Source organism: Pseudoxanthomonas sp. SE1, from assembly GCF_029542205.1.
Taxonomy (GTDB): domain Bacteria; phylum Pseudomonadota; class Gammaproteobacteria; order Xanthomonadales; family Xanthomonadaceae; genus Pseudoxanthomonas_A.
In genome coordinates, this window is sequence record NZ_CP113783.1 from 4,065,867 (window position 1) to 4,082,827 (window position 16,961).

A 16,961-nucleotide genomic window follows, 5' to 3' on the forward strand; every position below is an offset into this window, starting at 1 on the left:
GCCAGCATCATCCACCGCACCCGGATCGACACGTGTACCGCGCCGATGGATCGCCATCGTGCTTTCCCTCGCAGTCTTCCAGACGCTGGTGGTGGCGCTCTATGCCTCCACGACCCTCAGCCAGCTCCATGACGGTGGCATCAGCGTGCTGACCGCCATGGCATGGGCGTCAGGCAGCGGGCTTCTGGCGACAGGGAGCCTCGTCCTCATGTTCAGTCCACGCCTGGCGACCTGCCTGTTGTTCCTTGCGGCGGTGCTGAGCGCTTTGACGTATGCGCAATGGCGTCCTGCCTTCGTCTTCACCGGACTGCTGGTGGCCGTCTGCGCCGCGCTTGTCAGCGCCGTGTCCGCGCGATCCGCGAGGATCTGATCGCGCGTCCGAACGGGGTGGCGCGCGCATGCTTTCCCCGGAGCTTCACGGTATGTTCGACACGCCCTTGCAAACCGGTGCACTCCATGCTGATTTCCCGCAGGCAGGCCCTGATCACCGGCATGACGGCGATCGCGCTGATCATCGCGCTGCAGGCGTTCAACAGCGTTGGCTGTTACGGGCACACGTTGCTGACGTTCGTACAGGTGGTTGGTATGTTCGTACTGGTGCCGTTGCTTCCCGCGCTGGTCTCGCTGCTGACGGCCAATCCACTGCGGGCGGTGGGCGCGTGCCTGCTGTTCGCACCGTGGCTGGTGTTGGCGTACTACACCGATTGCGTGCGGCCGTACCAGGGTGGTGGTGCGTCGATGATCTACGTAGCGGTGTTGATGTGGGGCACGCCATGCGCGATCATCGGGGCGCTGCTCACGGGACCGGCGATGCGCCTGCTCGGCATGTCGGTGGCGCCTCGCCGGTAACCTGCGTGCACGCGGCGGTCACCGACGGCCGCACGCGCAAGCGCCCTACTCCGCTTCTTCCGGCGGCAGCACGATGCCGTCCGGGTCCACGGCCAGGCGACCGGCCGCGAGCACGGCCTGGGTGCGATTGGTGACGTGCAGCTTGCGCAGGATGGCGGTGACATGGGCCTTGATGGTGGCTTCGGACACGCCCAGGTCGTAGGCGATCTGCTTGTTGAGGCGGCCGGCGCCGAGCATCTGCAGCACCTTGAACTGCTGCGGGGTGAGATCGCGCAGGCGCTGCGCGGTTTCCTGTTCGTCCCGGCTGGTGGCCGGTGCGTTGTGCGCTTCGTCCGGCACCCAGCGCTCGCCATCGAGCACCGCGCCGATGGCCTGCCCGATGGTGTCCGAATCGGCGGACTTGGGAATGAAGCCGAGCGCACCGTGGTCCAGCGCGCGGCGCATGACCGCCGGCTCTTCCCGCGCCGACACGATGACCACCGGCAACTGCGGGTGCAGTGCGCGCAGGTGCACCAGCGCGTTGAAGCCGTGCGCGCCGGGCATGTTGAGGTCCATCAGCAGCAGGTCGGCATCCGGGTGCGCGTCGACCAGCACGTAGAGTGCGTCGACGCTGTCGGCTTCGTGCAGCTTCACGCCGGGCATCACGCGCTGCACGGCGCCACGCAGCGCTTCGCGGAACAGCGGGTGGTCGTCGGCGATCAGCAGGGTGGGCATGGGAGAGCGAGGAGTGAGTGGGGAGGAGTGAGTGGTGCGGCATCAGGATAGTCGAGCGGAAGTGCTTTTGCGCTTACTCACTTCTCACTCCTCTGCCCTCACTCCTGCTTCACCGCACTTTGCGCTCGGCGACCAGCGATTCCACCACCGTGGGATCGGCCAGCGTCGAGGTATCGCCCAGCTGCTCCGGCGCGTTCTCGGCGATCTTGCGCAGGATGCGGCGCATGATCTTGCCCGAGCGCGTCTTCGGCAGGCCGGGGGCCCACTGCAGGTGGTCCGGCGTGGCGATGGGTCCGATCTCCTTGCGCACCCAGGCGACGAGTTCCTTGAGCAGCTCGTCGCTCTGCGCCTCACCGGCCTTCAGGGTGACGTAGGCGTAGATGCCCTGTCCCTTGATGTCGTGCGGGAAGCCGACCACCGCAGCCTCGGCTACTTTCGGATGCGCGACCAGCGCGCTTTCCACTTCGGCGGTGCCGATACGGTGGCCGGACACGTTGATGACGTCATCGACGCGGCCGGTGATCCAGTAGTAACCGTCGGCGTCGCGACGGCAGCCGTCGCCGGTGAAGTACGTGCCCGGGTAGGTACGGAAGTAGGTGTCGATGAAGCGCTGGTGGTCGCCGTACACGGTGCGCATCTGGCCCGGCCAGGAATCCAGCAGCACCAGGTTGCCTTCGGTGGCGCCTTCCAGCTGCTCGCCACTGGCGTCGACCAGCGCTGGCCGCACGCCGAAGAACGGCAGCGTGGCCGAGCCGGGCTTGAGGTCGATGGCGCCGGCCAGCGGGGTGATCAGGATGCCGCCGGTCTCGGTCTGCCACCACGTATCGACGATGGGGCAGCGCGAATCGCCGACGGTCTCGTAGTACCAGCGCCACGCCTCCGGATTGATCGGCTCGCCGACGCTGCCCAGCAGGCGCAGCGACGCGCGCGAGGTCTTCTTCACCGGCGCTTCGCCTTCGCGCATCAGCGCGCGGATGGCGGTAGGCGCGGTGTAGAAGATGGTGACCTTGTGCTTGTCGATCACGTCCCAGAAACGCGACACGTTCGGATAGTTGGGTACGCCTTCGAACATCACCGCGGTGGCGCCGTTGGCCAGCGGGCCGTAGACGATGTAGCTATGGCCGGTGACCCAGCCCACGTCGGCGGTGCACCAGTAGATGTCGTCCTCGCGCAGGTCGAACACGGCTTCGTGCGTGTACGCCGCGTACAGCAGATAGCCACCTGTGGTGTGCAGCACGCCCTTGGGCTTGCCGGTGGAACCCGAGGTATACAGGATGAAGAGCGGGTCTTCGGCGTTCATGCGTTCGGGCTCGCACTCGGCCGGCTGCGCGTCGACGACGGCATCGAACCAGCGGTCGCGCGGCATCTGCATGTCGACGGCGCCGCCGGTATGGCGCACGACCAGGACGGTCTCGACGGAGTTGGTGCCGGGCAGCTTCAACGCGGCGTCCACGTTCGCCTTCAGCGGCACCTTCTTGCCACCGCGCAGGCCTTCGTCGGCGGTGATGATCAGCTTGGTGCCGCAATCGGCCACGCGGTCGGCGATGGAGTTGGGTGCGAAGCCGCCGAACACCACCGAGTGGATGGCGCCGATGCGTGCGCAGGCCAGCATGGCCACGGCCGCATCGGGAATCATCGGCAGGTAGATGGTGACGCGGTCGCCCTTCTGCACGCCCAGCGCGCGCAGCGCGTTGGCGAGCCTGCAGGTACGCTCGTACAGCTCGCGATAGGTGACGCCATAGGACGGCGTGTCCGGACCGTCGGGCTCGAACAGCAGGGCGACCTTGTCGCCGCGCTTGGCCAGCTGTCGGTCGAGGCAGTTGACGCTGGCATTGAGCTCGCCATCGGCGAACCAGCGGATATGGAAATCGTCGAGGGCGTAGCTGACGTCCTTGATCTGCGTCGGCTTCTTGAACCAGTCCAGGCGCTCGGCTGCCCTGCTCCAGAACGCATCGGGATCGTCGATCGAGGCCTGGTAATCGCGCAGGTACTGCTCGCGCGTGATGCGCGCGCTGGCGGCGAATTCCGGCTTGACCGGATAGAGATCAGTCATGAGGTCCTCCCGGGACGTTCCTGTGATGCGTCGATTCTGAAGCATGGACGAAGGCCGGGCGAGGCGAAGGAAGTACGTCGTGCGGTGCGTCCGGCATGCCGAGTTTGACGCATACGGTCGTGCGGCATCGCAGCAACCGGCTTAGACAATGGTCGTAAAGCGGCCGTGCGCTCCCTGCGACCGATCGCCGCACCCCTTCTGCGGCAAGGGTTTGCCTGTCCGATGGCGCGAGTACGACTAATGGCGAATAGGCGCTGCCGGCGCGCAGGCGCAAGTCTCCGTCAGCCGCGCAACGCGGCCATCAACCTTTCGGGAGGGGTTATGACCCAACGTTCCGCACTCATGGCGCGACGGCCACTGGCCGCTGCGCTCTTCGTCGCATTGCTCGCGCCAGGCATGGCATTCGCGCAGACCGCCAAGGAAAGAGCCCTGGAGGCACGCGTCGCCGACCTTGAACGGCAGGTGCAGCTGCTGCTGTCCGCGCAGCAACAACAGCAGTCGCAGATCACCACCACGCAGGAGCAGGTGACGCAGGTGCAGGCCAAGCAGGCCGCGGTACCCGCCGCCGTGCCTGCGGGCAAGCAGCCGATCCAGAACACCACCATCCTGACCGCCGCCACGCCGGGCACCACGTTCTCGTATGGCGGCTTCATCAAGCTGGATGCGATGGCCACCGACACCAGCGACGGCCGCATCGCCGACGGCTCGTCGGGCCGCCTGTTCTACGTGCCCAGCACCATTCCGGTGGGCGGCGCCGGTTCCGACGGCGGCGATGCCTATGCCGACTTCCATGCGCAGTTCTCGCGCTTCTGGTTGAGCACCGACCATGTCACCGAGGGCGGCGACAAGTTCAAGACCTATATCGAAGCGGACTTCTTCGGCGGCGGCAGCAATGCGCTGGCCGGCAACGAAACCGCCACCAACACCTACGCCGTCAGCCTGCGCCATGCCTACGTGACCTGGAACAGCTGGCTGGCCGGCCAGACCTGGTCCAACTTCATGGACGTGGCGGCACTGCCGGATGCGGTCGACTTCGTCGGTCCGACCGACGGCACCGTGTTCGTGCGCCAGGCGCAGGTGCGTTACACCAAGGGCCCATGGTCGTTCTCGGTCGAGAATCCGCAGACCACGGTCACGCCGTACCTCGCCGGCACCCGCTTCAACAGCGGCGACAACGCGATGCCCGATGTCACGGCGCGCTGGCTGACCAAGGGCGACTGGGGCCACTTCACCGTCGCCGGCATGGTGCGCCAGTTCAAGGTCGCCGACGAAACCGACACCGGCGGTTCGGTGAGCGTGTCGGGCAAGTTCAACCTGAGCAAGAGCGACGACATCCGCTATGCGGTGAATGCCGGCCAGGGCATCGGCCGCTATCTGGCGTTCGGCGTGGGCAGCGACGTGGTCACCGAAGCCGATGGCGACATCAGCGCACTGGATGGTTACGGCGGTTTCGTGGCGTGGCGCCATGTGTTCAGCCCGAAGATCCGCACCAACCTGATGTACTCGGCCTCGCACTTCGACAACGACGCCGCGCTGACCGGGTTCGGCGTCACCGAGCGCACGCAGTCCATGCACGCCAACCTGATCTACTCGCCGTTCCCGAAACTGGACATCGGCGCGGAGCTCATCTACGGGCAGCGTTCGCTTGAGGACGACCGCGAGGGCGACCTGAAGCGTCTGCACACGACCGTCAAATACACTTTCTGAGGGGAAACCACATGAGTTCCACGACTGTGCAGCATTCCTCGTCGGGCGATCTGACGAAGGGCCACAAGAAGGTCATCTTCGCCTCCAGCCTCGGCACCGTGTTCGAGTGGTACGACTTCTATCTCTACGGCTCGCTGGCCGTGATCATCGCCAAGCAGTTCTTCAGCGGCGTCAATCCGACCACCGGCATGATCTTCGCGCTGCTGGCGTTCGCGGCGGGCTTCTTCGTGCGTCCGTTCGGTGCTGCCTTCTTCGGTAGCCTCGGCGACCGCATCGGCCGCAAGTACACGTTCCTGGTCACCATCCTGATCATGGGCATCTCGACCTTCCTGGTCGGCGTGCTGCCCAACTACGAGACCATCGGTTTCGCCGCGCCGGTGATCCTGATCATCCTGCGCCTGGCGCAAGGCCTGGCGATGGGCGGTGAGTACGGCGGCGCGGCCACCTACGTGGCCGAGCATGCACCGCCGGGCAAGCGTGGCCTGTACACCAGCTTCATCCAGACCACCGCCACGCTGGGCCTGTTCCTGTCGCTGGCGGTGATCCTGGCCTGCCGCCTGACGCTGGGCACCGAGGCGTTCGAGGACTGGGGCTGGCGCATTCCGTTCCTGGGCTCGATCGTGCTGCTGGGCGTCTCCGTGTGGATCCGCCTGCAGTTGGCCGAGTCGCCGTTGTTCCAGCAGATGAAATCCGAAGGCAAGGGCTCGAAGAAGCCGTTCCGCGACAGCCTGCAGGGCGGCAACCTGAAGCTGATGCTGCTGGTGCTGTTCGGTGCCACCGCCGGCCAGGCCGTGGTGTGGTACGGCGGCCAGTTCTACGCGCTGTTCTTCCTGCAGAGCATGATCAAGGTGGACCCGACGGTGTCCTACCTGCTGATCGCCGGTGCGCTGTTGCTGGCCACGCCGTTCTTCCTGTTCTTCGGCTGGCTGTCGGACAGGATCGGCCGCAAGAAGATCATCATGGCGGGCTGCCTGCTGGCCGCGCTGACCTACTTCCCGATCTTCAAGGGCATCACCCACTACGCCAACCCGGCCATCCAGGAAGCCCGTACGTCGTCGCCGGCCGTCGTCGTCGCCGATCCGGCCACCTGCAGCTTCCAGTTCGATCCGGTCGGCATCCGCAAGTTCACCAGCTCCTGCGACGTGGCCACGGCCGCGCTGACCAAGGCTGGCGTGCCGCACGAAATCCAGCCGGGTCCGGCGGGCGAAGTGGCCCAGATCCAGGTCGGTGGCGCTGTAGTGAGCTCGTACGAGGCGGCAGGCCTGTCGAAGGACGACCTGAAGGCGAAGTCAGGCGAGTTCGGCGCCGCGTTGAAGGGCGCGCTGACCAGCGCGGGCTATCCGGAGAAGGCGGACACCGCGCGCATCAACATCCCGATGACGCTGTTCCTGCTGTGGTTGCTGGTGATCTACGTGACCATGGTCTACGGCCCGATCGCCGCCTACCTGGTGGAGCTGTTCCCCACCCGCATCCGCTACACCTCCATGTCGCTGCCGTACCACATCGGCAACGGCTGGTTCGGCGGCTTCCTGCCGGCGATCTCGTTCGCCCTGGTCGCGGGTACGGGCAACCTGTACTACGGCCTGTGGTATCCGATCGGCATCGCGGTGATGACGCTGATCGTCGGCACGCTCTTCCTGCGCGAAACGAACCACGTCGATATCACCAAGTAGACGCTCCTCCCCGCGCCGGCCCTTCCGGGGCCGGCAATCCCGACGCCGGCCTTCGTGGCCGGCGTTTTCTTTCCGGCCACTTTCGCGGATGTAAGCTGATCCTCACGCCACGTGGGAATACGCCATGCCACTGATCACCCTGACCGTCCGCAAGCCCAAGGACGACGCATTCAAGTCCTCCGTGCTGGACGCCGTGCATGCTGCGCTGGTCGCGTCGGGCGTGCCGGCCACCGATCGCTTCCAGCGCGTGCTGGAACTGTCGGCGGAGGATTTCCGCTACGACCCGGCCTATCCGGATGTCGCCGGTGCGCGCGACGAGGACTTCGTTCTGATCGAGATCCTGTGGTCGGCAGGACGCAGCGTGAAAGTGAAGAAAGCGCTGCTCGCAGATCTGATGCAGCGCCTGGCCGCCGCCGGCAGGAATCCGGAGAACGTGATGGTCTGCTTCAAGGAGACCACGTGGGAGAACTGGGCGTTCGCAGGCGGACGCCTGATCCATACGTGAGATGGATCAGCGCGGCGGCGCAGCGAGCTCCTTCTCGCTCAGGAAACCGTTGCCGTCCACGTCCTGCCGCCTGAAGCGGTCGGCAAGTTGCGCCAGGTGCGCTTCGCGGGTGATCGGCTTGCCGCGCCCGCCCGGCAGTTCGTCCACGGACAGCACACCATCGCGGTTGCGGTCCATGCCGTCGAAGGCATAGCTCATCCAGCCTTGGTATTCGGCCAGGCTGACGCGACCGTCGTGGTCGGTGTCCATGCGTGCGAGGTAGTCGCCGGTGGCGGTGACCTGGGCCAGTACGGCCACGGGTACGACGGTGAGCAGGAGTGCGGAAAAGAACAGGCGCATGCCGGCATTGTAGGGCCGCCGGGCATTGCCGTTGTCCGCGACGATTCGGGTACGCTGCACCGGCGACCACGCCCTCCGCCCCACAATGAACCTGCCAGCATTCCCTGCCGCTGCGACGCTCGCAGCCCCGCTGTTCGAACTGCACCGCGCCACCGTGGTGCGCGGTGCCACACGCGTCCTGCACGAGCTGTCGCTGACCATCCCGCTGGGCCAGCACACGGCCATCCTCGGCCCGAACGGCTGTGGCAAGTCGACGTTCATCAAGCTGATCAATCGCGAGTTGTATCCCCTGGCACGCGAAGGCGACGCGCCGGTGAAGGTGTTCGGCCTGCGACGCTGGAACGTGAACGAACTGCGCAATCGCCTGGGCCTGGTCACCAGCGACCTGACCCGCGACCTGCAGCAGATGCCGTACCTGCGCGTGGAGGACGCCGTGGTGACGGGCTTCTTCTCCAGCTTCGCGGTGCCTCCGCACCGCCAGGTGGACCCCGGCATGCGCGCCCGCGCACGGCACGCACTGGAGCAGGTGCGCGCGACGCCGCTGGCCGACCGCCAGGTGGCGGAATTGTCCACCGGCGAGATGCGGCGCGTGCTGATCGCGCGGGCACTGGTGCACGAGCCGGAGGCGCTGTTGCTGGACGAGCCCACCGCCGGCCTGGACCTGGTCGCACGGCAACACTTCCTTGATCTGATGCGCAGCCTGGCGCAGCGCGGCATCACCCTGGTGCTGGTGACCCACCACATCGAGGAGATCATTCCCGAGATCGACCGCGTGCTGCTGCTTCGCAACGGCACGGTCCACGCCGACGGCGACCGCGCCACCACGCTGACCGATGCGCAACTGAGCCAGACCTTCGGCGGACCGATCCAGGTGCGCCACGAAGGCGGCTTCTACACCGCGATGCCCGCCCATGCCTGAGCTGCCCGAGGTCGAAACCACCCGCCGCGGCCTGGCGCCCCACGTGGAGGGGCGCCGCATCCAGGCGGTGACGCTGCGCAGGCCCGACCTGCGCTGGCCGATCCCCCCGGAGGTGGCACGCGAACTGCCCGGCCAGCGCATCGATGCCGTCCGGCGCCGTGCGAAATACCTCCTGATGGACACCGCCGCAGGCAGCGCCGTGCTGCACCTGGGCATGTCCGGCAGCCTGCGCGTGCTGCCGGCCGCTACCCCGGTTGGCGCGCACGACCACGTGGACATCGTGCTGGATGGCGAACGTGGCAGGTCCGGCCGGGTGCTGCGCTTCACCGATCCGCGCCGCTTCGGCTGCGTGCTGTGGCAGCCCGTCGGCCAGGTGCATCCGTTGCTGCAGGGGCTGGGACCGGAGCCGTTGTCGGATGCGTTCGACGGCGACTATCTGTTCGCACTCAGCCGGGGCCGGCGGGCGCCGGTGAAAACCTTCCTGATGGACCAGGCCGTGGTGGTGGGGGTAGGCAACATCTACGCGGCGGAAAGCCTGTTCCGTGCCGGCATTTCCCCGCTGCGTGCGGCCGGCAAGGTGTCGCGGGAACGCTACGCGGCACTGGCCGACGCGGTAAAGGACATCCTTGCCTATGCCATCACGCGGGGCGGGACCACGTTGCGGGATTTCCTCAGCCCGGACGGCGCTCCCGGCTATTTCGAGCAGGAATTGTCGGCGTATGGCCGGGGCGGCGAAGCCTGTCCGCGCTGCGGCCGGGCAATGAAGCAGGCCACCATCGGCCAGCGGACCACGGTCTGGTGCGGGCACTGTCAACGCTGACGGGCCTGGCGGGTTTCTCCTCCCTCACGTCTTGTGAGACAAATGACGTTATATTCGCGCCCTTGGCATCGTGGGGGAAACGGATGGCCGACGCACCTGACATCACCTTGTGGCTGGACTCGGCCCGCAGCGGCGATCGCGCCGCGCTGGACCGCGTGCTGGCCACGCTGTACCAGGAGCTGCACACCATGGCGCGCCGCCAGCTGTCGGGCCAGCATGGCTACACCCTGGACGCGACCGCGCTGGTGCACGAGTCCTACCTGAAGCTGCTCGGCTCCACCGGCACCGCCAAGTTCGAGGATCGCGCGCACTTCTTCGCGTACGCCGCCTCGTCGATGCGCAGCGTGGTGGTGGACTACGCCCGCAGCCGGCTGGCGCGCAAGCGCGGCGGCGACCTCAAGCGCGTGGCGGACATCCCCGAAGAAGTGGAAGGCAACCTGCGCCTGGACGAGGACATGCTGGCGCTGAACGACGCGCTGGAGAAGCTGGCTTCCGCCGACGAACGCCTGGCGCAGGTGGTCGAGATGCGTTACTTCGCCGGCCTGTCCGAACTGGAGATCGCCGAGTTGCTGCAGCGCTCCGAGCGCAGCATCCGGCGCGACTGGCAGAAGGCGCGCATGTTCCTGCTGTCGGTCATGCAGGACAGCTGAGACCCGTACTGCGCGCCCGCCGAGATGGACGCCGAACGCTGGCAACGCTTGTCCCCGCTGCTGGACATCCTGCTGGAACTCGATCCGGACGCCCGCGCGCAGCAACTGGAAATCCTGCGCGCCGACGACCCCGATGCCGCGCGCGAGCTGGAGAAACTGCTCGCCCTGGAAGAAGAAGGCGACGACTTCATCGACCAGCCCCTGGTCGACAAACCGGGCCAGCTGAAGCCCGGCATGCGCGTGGGGCCCTACCAGCTGGAATCAATGCTGGGCGAAGGCGGCATGGGCATGGTGTGGCTGGCCTCGCGTGCGGACGGCCTGTACCAGCGCCGCGTCGCGCTGAAGCTGCTTCGCCCCGGCCTTGCCGATCCCAACCTGCGCCTGCGCTTCACCCGCGAACGCGAGATCCTCGCGCGCCTGGAGCATCCGAACATCGCGCGCCTGCTGGACGCCGGCATCGGCAGCGAGGGCCAGCCGTACCTGGCGCTGGAATACGTGGAAGGCGTGTCGATCACCGACTACTGCCTGGCCAACAACATCGGCCTGGACGCGCGGCTGACGCTGTTCCTGCAGATCTGTGAAGCGGTCAGCCATGCGCACGCGAACCTGATCGTCCACCGCGACCTCAAACCATCCAACATCCTGGTCACGCCCAATGGCGAGGTGCGGCTGCTGGACTTCGGCATCGCCAAGCTGCTCGACGACCCCGAGCCCGCGCCCGTGCATCCGCGCACCGAAGTGCGCGCCTTCACCCTGCACTACGCGGCACCGGAGCAGGTACGCGGCGAACTCGTCACCACCATGACCGACGTGTATTCGCTGGGCGTGGTGCTGTACGAACTGATCGCGGACACCAAGCCGTATCGCCTGCGCCGGCAGACCGATGCCGAATGGGAGCAGGCGATCCTCGCCGTCGAGCCGTTGAAGCCCTCGGTGGCGACACTGCGCACCACCGACGGCAGCCGCAGCCGATGCCCGGATGCGCGCCGCAACGCACGCAGGCTGGCCGGCGACCTGGACAACATCGCGCTCAAGGCCCTGCAGAAGGCGCCGGAGCAGCGCTATCCGTCCGTCGAAGCGATGTCGCAGGACCTGCGGCGGCACATCGAGGGGCGTCCCGTGCTGGCCCGCCCGCAGAGCGTGGGCTACCGGCTGCACAAGTACCTCATCCGGCAACGCTGGACGCTCGCCTTCGGTGGCTTGGCGGCTTTCGTGCTGGTGACAGCACTGGCGGTGAGCCTCTGGCAGGGTCGCCAGGCGATGCGCGAGGCGGCGCGCGCGCAGGCCATGCAGGATTTCGTGATCGGCTTGTTCGACAACGCCAGCGCATCGCAGCAGGGCAACACCTTCGATGCGCGCGAGCTGCTGGCGGCCGGCGAACGGCGTGGCGCACGCGAACTCGCGAACCAGCCACGCGCGCAGGCCGAACTGCTGGGCGTGATCGCCCGCCTCCGACTCGGCCTGGGCGACTACCACGAATCGCTCGCGCTGCTGGAAAAGCAGGCGCGGGTACTCGCGATAACCAACGATGCGCCCGACAGCCTGCGCCTGCAGGCCGCCACCCAGCACGGGCGCGTGCTGCGCCTGCTCGGCCGTTCGCGCCAGTGCGTGCTGGTGATGGCACCGATGGAGGCGCGGCTGGCATCGCTCGATTCCAGGTTGCCGCTTCCGGTGGCCGAGTTCCGGTCGCAGAACGGACGCTGCCGTGCCGACGCCGGTGAGAAACAGGTGGCGCGGCAGATGTTCGACGGCTCGCTGGAGATCCGCCGCGCCCTGAAGGACGAAGCGGGCGTTGCGGAAAACATGCGCGACCTGGCCCAGCTGGATGTCGAACTGGGCAATGCGGATGCGGGCGCACGCGGTTATCGGGCCGCATTGGCGCACCTGCAGGCGCACGGCCATGCGCGGCATACGCTGGCCATCGAGATCCAGCGCAGCCTGGCCTTGTTGTACCGCAACCGCGGCGACACGGATGCGGCACTGGCCTCGTTCCAGCGCGCGCGCGCGCTGTCCGAGGACATCCATGGCGCGCGTCATCCGCTCACCCAGGCCCTGCGCCGCCACATCGCGGCCGTGCAGGTCGACCTGGGCCAGCTGCGTGAAGCCGACGAGGAACTTGGACGCCTGCATGCGATGACGCTGGAGTCACTGGGCCCGCAGCACCGCGACACGGCGTCGAGCTGGAATTCGATGGGCATCATCGCGTGGGAACGGGGCGACAACGAGACCGCGGTACGTAATGTCGCCCGCGCCGTCGGCATCTGGCGCAGCAGCGAGAGCCTGCAGATCCTGCCCGGCGGCCTGTTCAACTACGGCATGGTGCTGCACAGCGCTGGCCGCCATGACGAGGCGCTGGCCGCGCTGGAAGAATCGCGGCGGATGCGGGTGGCGACCATCGGCGCCAGCCATGCATTGATCGGCGAGACGGACCGCATGATCGGCGAAGTGCTGGCCGCCAAGGGCGACCTTCGGGGCGCCAGCGCGCGCTTCGATCGCGCCGTGCGCCTGACCCGCGTGGGCTTCGGTCCGGAGCATCCGCGCACCTGGTTCGCCGAACTGTCCATGGCCCGTCACCTGACGCGGCTGGGACGCCCGCAGGACGCCATCGCCCCACTGGAAGGACTGACGCGCCATGAGGGTGGCGGCAGCGAAGCGCCGAAGCTGCGCTGGCTCGCCCGCGCCTATCTGGCCGAAGCGCGTTGCGGCATGGGCGAGAAGGAACGCGCGCGGCGCGAGCTGGATGCCCTGGCGGGAGAACTTCGCAGCGCCCTGCCTGATGGCGGCATCATTCCGCGCGAGGTCACCGACCTGCGCACCGCCTGCCGTTGAGGCGGGTCACTCCAGCAACAACCCCGGCTGTTGCGGATCGATGCGACCTTCGCCGCGTGCGATCTTCTTGAACTCCGCGCGACTGACCGAGACATAGCGTTCGTTGCCGCCGATCTCCACCTGCGGCCCATCCTGCACGGCGAGCCCCTGCTCATTGACCCGCACGGTCATGATGGCCTTCTTGCCGGTGTGGCAGATGGTCTTGATCTCGCTGATCTCGTCCGCCCAGGCCAGCAGGTACTGGCTGCCTTCGAACAGCTCGCCGCGGAAGTCGGTGCGCAGGCCGTAACACAGCACGGGGATGCGCAGCGCGTCCACCACCTCGCTGAGCTGCCAGACCTGGGCGCGACTGAGGAACTGCGCTTCGTCCACCAGCACGCAGTCGAGCTTGCCGTGCGCGGCGATGTCGTCGCGAATCCGGCGCTCCAAGTCATCCTCGCGCTCGAACGCCACCGCATCGGCGCGCAGACCGATGCGCGACGCCACCACGCCGGCTCCGGCACGGTCGTCCAGCCGCGGGGTCAGGATCGCCACGCGCATCCCGCGCTCGCGGTAGTTGTGCGCCGACTGCAGCAGCGTGGTGGTCTTGCCGGCGTTCATCGCCGAATAGTAGAAGTAGAGCTTGGCCATGCCGCCATTGTAAAACGGGCAGGCGCCCCCGCTTATCCGCCTTCGGGCGCCTTCACCGGCTCCACCTCGCCCACGTCGACCTTGCCTCTCATGGGCGCCTTCCAGATCGCGTCCTGCAGCCGCCAGTAGTGCTCGGGCTGCCAGTACTTGCGGTCGTAGTACTGGTCGCCTCGCACCGTCATGCCGGTGCCGGCCAGCGGCCCGGTGTGGGGAATGATGGTCAGATTGCCGACGTAGCCGACGCGGCTGCCGGTCATGCTGCGCGTGGCCCGCCGCAGGATCTTTTCCAGCCGCGGCTTGGCCGCCTCGTCGCCGTATTCGGCCAGGATCGCCTGCCCGCGCTCGATGGCCTCCTTGCGCTGCACGTCGTCCAGTCGCGCCCAGTAGAACTCGCGCTGGGCGAGGAAGTCCGGATAGAGCCGCTCGGCCGCGATGTCCATCCATGCGTAGGCGATGGCGCGATCCTGCGCGACGCCGGTGCCCTGCCAGTACATGTCCGCGATGATCGCCTGCGAGGGCTTGTCGGCATGAAGAGCCGCACGCATGAACCGTTCCAGCGCGCCGGCATAGTCTTGCTGTTCGTAAGCGCGCGCACCCTCCGACCGCCAGCGCAGGTCGGGGTGCGCGGCCAGGAAGCCTTCGGTCAACACCGCCTGGTCGAGCTTCGGCTCCTGGGCCATCGCCGGCCGCATCGGCAACAGGGCCACCATGATCAACACACAGCAACGGAGGGCATTCATGGCGATACGCCTGCATCCGGAAGCCTGGAGTGTCGACATGCTAGGAGAAGCAGGGCGCCGTTGTCTGTAAACTGATGGCCTACGCAGAAGTACGCCCCATGCACGGTCTCAACCCCCCCCAACGCGCCGCCGTCCTTCACAGCAAGGGCCCCCTGCTCGTGCTAGCGGGCGCCGGCAGCGGCAAGACGCGTGTGATCGTGGAGAAGATCGCGCACCTGATCGCGGGCAACCACTTCCCGGCGCGCCGGATCGCGGCGATCACCTTCACCAACAAGTCCGCCAAGGAAATGCGCGAACGCGTGTCCAAGCGGATCAAGGGCGACGCGGCCGAAGGGCTGACGATCTGCACCTTCCACGCGCTCGGACTGAAATTCCTGCAGATCGAACACGCCTCCGTGGGCCTGAAGCGCGGGTTCTCCATCTTCGACGCCGACGACGCCAGCGCACAGGTGAAGGACCTGATGTACGGCGCCAAACCCGACGACGTGGAAGCGGCGAAAAACCTGATCTCCCGCGCGAAGAACGCCGGCCTGTCGCCCGAAGAGGCCCTTGCCGAAGCGCGCACCAACCGCGAGAAGGAAGCCGCACTGCTGTACCAGCGATACCAGGACAGGCTGACCACGTTCAATGCGGTGGACTTCGACGACCTGATCCGCCTGCCGGTACAGATCCTGGAGAACAATCCCGAGATCACCGCGGCGTGGCGCGAACGCATCGGCTATCTGCTGGTCGACGAATGCCAGGACACCAACGACGCGCAGTACCGCCTGCTGAAGGCGATCGCCGGTGAACGCGGCGACTTCACCTGCGTGGGCGACGACGACCAGAGCATCTATGCCTGGCGCGGCGCGAACCCCGATAACCTGCTGCAGATGGCGAAGGATTATCCGGCGCTGCAGATCGTCAAGCTGGAACAGAACTACCGCTGCAGCAACCGCGTGCTGCGTGCGGCCAATGCGCTGATCGCGAACAACCCGCACGAACATCCGAAGGCGCTGTGGAGCGACCAGGCCGACGGCGAGCGCATCCGCGTGTGGGAGTGCCGCGACAACGAACACGAGGCGGAGAAGGTCGCCGCCGAGATCTCGTTCGTACATGCATCCAAGAGCGCGGCATGGAGCGATTTCTGCATCCTGTTCCGCGGCAACCACCAGTCACGCGCGCTGGAAAAGGCGTTGCAGCTGCTGCGCATTCCCTACCACCTGACGGGCGGCACTGCGTTCCTGGAGCGGCAGGAAGTGAAGGATGCGATGTCGTGGCTGCGCCTGCTGGTGAACCCGGACGACGATGCGGCTTTCCTGCGTGCCGTGCAGTCGCCCAAGCGCGAGGTCGGTGCCACGTCGCTGGCGAAACTCGCCGAGATGGCGCAGCACGCGCACCTGCCGCTGTCGCGTGCCGCCGAGTCCATGGGCGCGCTGAAGGCCCTGCCGCCACGCGCGGCCAATGGCCTCAGTGCCTTCGTCGACATCATCCGCGACCTGCGCCGGCATGCCGAGGAACTGCCACCGGCCGACCTGGTGCGCCGGTTGAGCGAACGCTCCGGACTGCTGGCCGACCTGCGCGCGCAATGCAAGGACGAAGCCTCGTTCCAGCGTCGCCGCGCCAACCTGGACGAACTGGCGGACTGGTTCGAAGGGGGGCCGCGTGGCAGCTCCGCGGGCGACCTGGCCGCGCAACTCGCGCTGCTGTCGCGCAACGACAAGGACGACGGCGGCAACCAGGTGCGCCTGATGAGCCTGCACGCAGCGAAGGGGTTGGAGTTCCGCTACGTCTTCATCGTCGGTTGCGAAGACGGCACGCTGCCGCACGAAACCAGCGTGGAGGAAGGCAACCTGCAGGAAGAGCGGCGCCTGATGTACGTGGGCATCACCCGCGCCAAGGAACAGCTGTGGCTGAGCCACAACCGCGAGACGCGTCGCTTCGGCGAACGCCTACGCCTGCAGCCCAGCCGCTTCATCGATGAACTGCCTGCCGACGAACTCCAGCGCGACGGTGCAGACCCGGTGGCGGATGCGGAACGCAAGAAGGAGCGCGCCAGCGCCGGCCTGGCCGCGATCCAGGCGATGTTCGACTGAGCCACGCAGCGCGTGCTTGCGCTACGCTGCGCGACATCGCAGGCAAGCGGAGCGCGACATGACACGCGACAGCAGGATATGGCGGTGGATCGGATTCCTGATCGCCTTCGTCGGCGTAGGCTTCCCCTACTGGCAACTCGCCCCGGAACTGGCCGGGTTGCCGCGCGCACTCTACGGCCCCGGGCTGGTGGCGGTCGGCGTGGTGGCCATGCTGCTGCGCGCGTTCGGCACCGGACGCTTCCTGCCGCTGTGGCTGTTGATCGCGACGGCCGTGCCGGCCGCAGTCCTCGTGCGGCTCGGCCTGAACGCCTTCCGTGGCATGGAAGGCCCAGGCATGGCAGTCGCCGATGTCGCCGTCGGCCTGGTACTGGGATTGGCGACCGCTTTCATCGGCATGCTCGTCGGCAGCCTGTTCCTGCTGCGCAGCAGCCGGCGCCCCGGGTGATGTCCTCCATTCA

16 protein-coding genes are annotated in these 16,961 nt (G+C 67.2%); 11 read left to right on the top strand and 5 right to left on the bottom strand.

Going from position 1 to position 16,961, the window contains the following annotated elements; all coding sequences use genetic code 11:
* The first annotated feature begins 58 nt into the window (after positions 1–58).
* Positions 59–370: a hypothetical protein gene (locus OY559_RS19075; RefSeq protein WP_277727865.1), complete on the top strand. Its 312-nt coding sequence runs from the start codon at positions 59–61 to the stop codon at positions 368–370.
* Between the two features lie 86 nt (positions 371–456).
* Entirely contained in the window at positions 457–849 is a 393-nt protein-coding gene (locus OY559_RS19080; protein ID WP_277727866.1) for a Na+:solute symporter, read from the top strand.
* Positions 850–894: 45 nt separating this feature from the next.
* Here OY559_RS19080 and OY559_RS19085 read toward each other — a convergent pair whose 3' ends face one another.
* Complete coding sequence (locus tag OY559_RS19085) at positions 895–1,563, bottom strand: response regulator transcription factor (protein ID WP_192203304.1); 669 nt, start codon at positions 1,561–1,563, stop codon at positions 895–897.
* Between the two features lie 109 nt (positions 1,564–1,672).
* Positions 1,673–3,616, bottom strand: coding sequence for an acetate--CoA ligase (gene acs / locus OY559_RS19090; RefSeq protein ID WP_277727867.1), 1,944 nt, complete (start codon positions 3,614–3,616; stop codon positions 1,673–1,675).
* 321 nt (positions 3,617–3,937) lie between these two features.
* Here acs and OY559_RS19095 point away from each other — a divergent pair, with 321 nt between their 5' ends.
* From OY559_RS19095 to OY559_RS19105, 3 genes are all read left to right on the top strand, one after another.
* A complete protein-coding gene (locus tag OY559_RS19095) occupies positions 3,938–5,323 on the top strand; it encodes a DcaP family trimeric outer membrane transporter (RefSeq protein ID WP_277727868.1) in 1,386 nt (461 codons plus the stop codon).
* Between the two features lie 11 nt (positions 5,324–5,334).
* Positions 5,335–6,996, top strand: coding sequence for an MFS transporter (locus tag OY559_RS19100; protein WP_277727869.1), 1,662 nt, complete (start codon positions 5,335–5,337; stop codon positions 6,994–6,996).
* Between the two features lie 124 nt (positions 6,997–7,120).
* Entirely contained in the window at positions 7,121–7,501 is a 381-nt protein-coding gene (locus OY559_RS19105) for a tautomerase family protein (RefSeq protein ID WP_277727870.1), read from the top strand.
* 6 nt (positions 7,502–7,507) lie between these two features.
* On the opposite strand, the gene OY559_RS19110 is transcribed toward OY559_RS19105, so the two are convergent.
* Entirely contained in the window at positions 7,508–7,840 is a 333-nt protein-coding gene (locus OY559_RS19110) for an EF-hand domain-containing protein (RefSeq protein WP_277727871.1), read from the bottom strand.
* Positions 7,841–7,925: 85 nt separating this feature from the next.
* On the opposite strand from OY559_RS19110, the gene OY559_RS19115 reads away from it, so the two are divergent.
* From OY559_RS19115 to OY559_RS19130, 4 genes are all read left to right on the top strand, one after another.
* Positions 7,926–8,759: an ABC transporter ATP-binding protein gene (locus OY559_RS19115; RefSeq protein ID WP_277727872.1), complete on the top strand. Its 834-nt coding sequence runs from the start codon at positions 7,926–7,928 to the stop codon at positions 8,757–8,759.
* Entirely contained in the window at positions 8,752–9,579 is an 828-nt protein-coding gene (gene mutM / locus OY559_RS19120; RefSeq protein WP_277727873.1) for a bifunctional DNA-formamidopyrimidine glycosylase/DNA-(apurinic or apyrimidinic site) lyase, read from the top strand. The genes OY559_RS19115 and mutM overlap by 8 nt, the downstream gene beginning before the upstream one ends.
* A gap of 83 nt (positions 9,580–9,662) precedes the next feature.
* Positions 9,663–10,229, top strand: a complete 567-nt coding sequence (locus OY559_RS19125; protein WP_142122751.1) for an ECF-type sigma factor — start codon at positions 9,663–9,665, stop codon at positions 10,227–10,229.
* A 24-nt stretch (positions 10,230–10,253) separates the two neighbouring features.
* Positions 10,254–13,058: a serine/threonine-protein kinase gene (locus OY559_RS19130; protein ID WP_277727874.1), complete on the top strand. Its 2,805-nt coding sequence runs from the start codon at positions 10,254–10,256 to the stop codon at positions 13,056–13,058.
* A 6-nt stretch (positions 13,059–13,064) separates the two neighbouring features.
* Here the strand turns inward: OY559_RS19130 and OY559_RS19135 are convergent, their stop codons facing one another.
* Positions 13,065–13,688 (bottom strand): thymidine kinase, encoded by a 624-nt coding sequence (locus tag OY559_RS19135; protein WP_277727876.1) that lies wholly within the window; start codon positions 13,686–13,688, stop codon positions 13,065–13,067.
* Positions 13,689–13,720: 32 nt separating this feature from the next.
* A complete protein-coding gene (locus OY559_RS19140; protein ID WP_277727877.1) occupies positions 13,721–14,428 on the bottom strand; it encodes an SEL1-like repeat protein in 708 nt (235 codons plus the stop codon).
* Positions 14,429–14,526: 98 nt separating this feature from the next.
* On the opposite strand from OY559_RS19140, the gene OY559_RS19145 reads away from it, so the two are divergent.
* The gene (locus OY559_RS19145) at positions 14,527–16,503 is read left to right on the top strand and encodes a UvrD-helicase domain-containing protein (protein WP_277727879.1); all 1,977 of its coding nucleotides are present in this window, start codon (positions 14,527–14,529) and stop codon (positions 16,501–16,503) included.
* Between the two features lie 58 nt (positions 16,504–16,561).
* The gene (locus OY559_RS19150) at positions 16,562–16,948 is read left to right on the top strand and encodes a hypothetical protein (RefSeq protein ID WP_277727880.1); all 387 of its coding nucleotides are present in this window, start codon (positions 16,562–16,564) and stop codon (positions 16,946–16,948) included.
* The last annotated feature ends 13 nt before the right edge of the window (positions 16,949–16,961 follow it).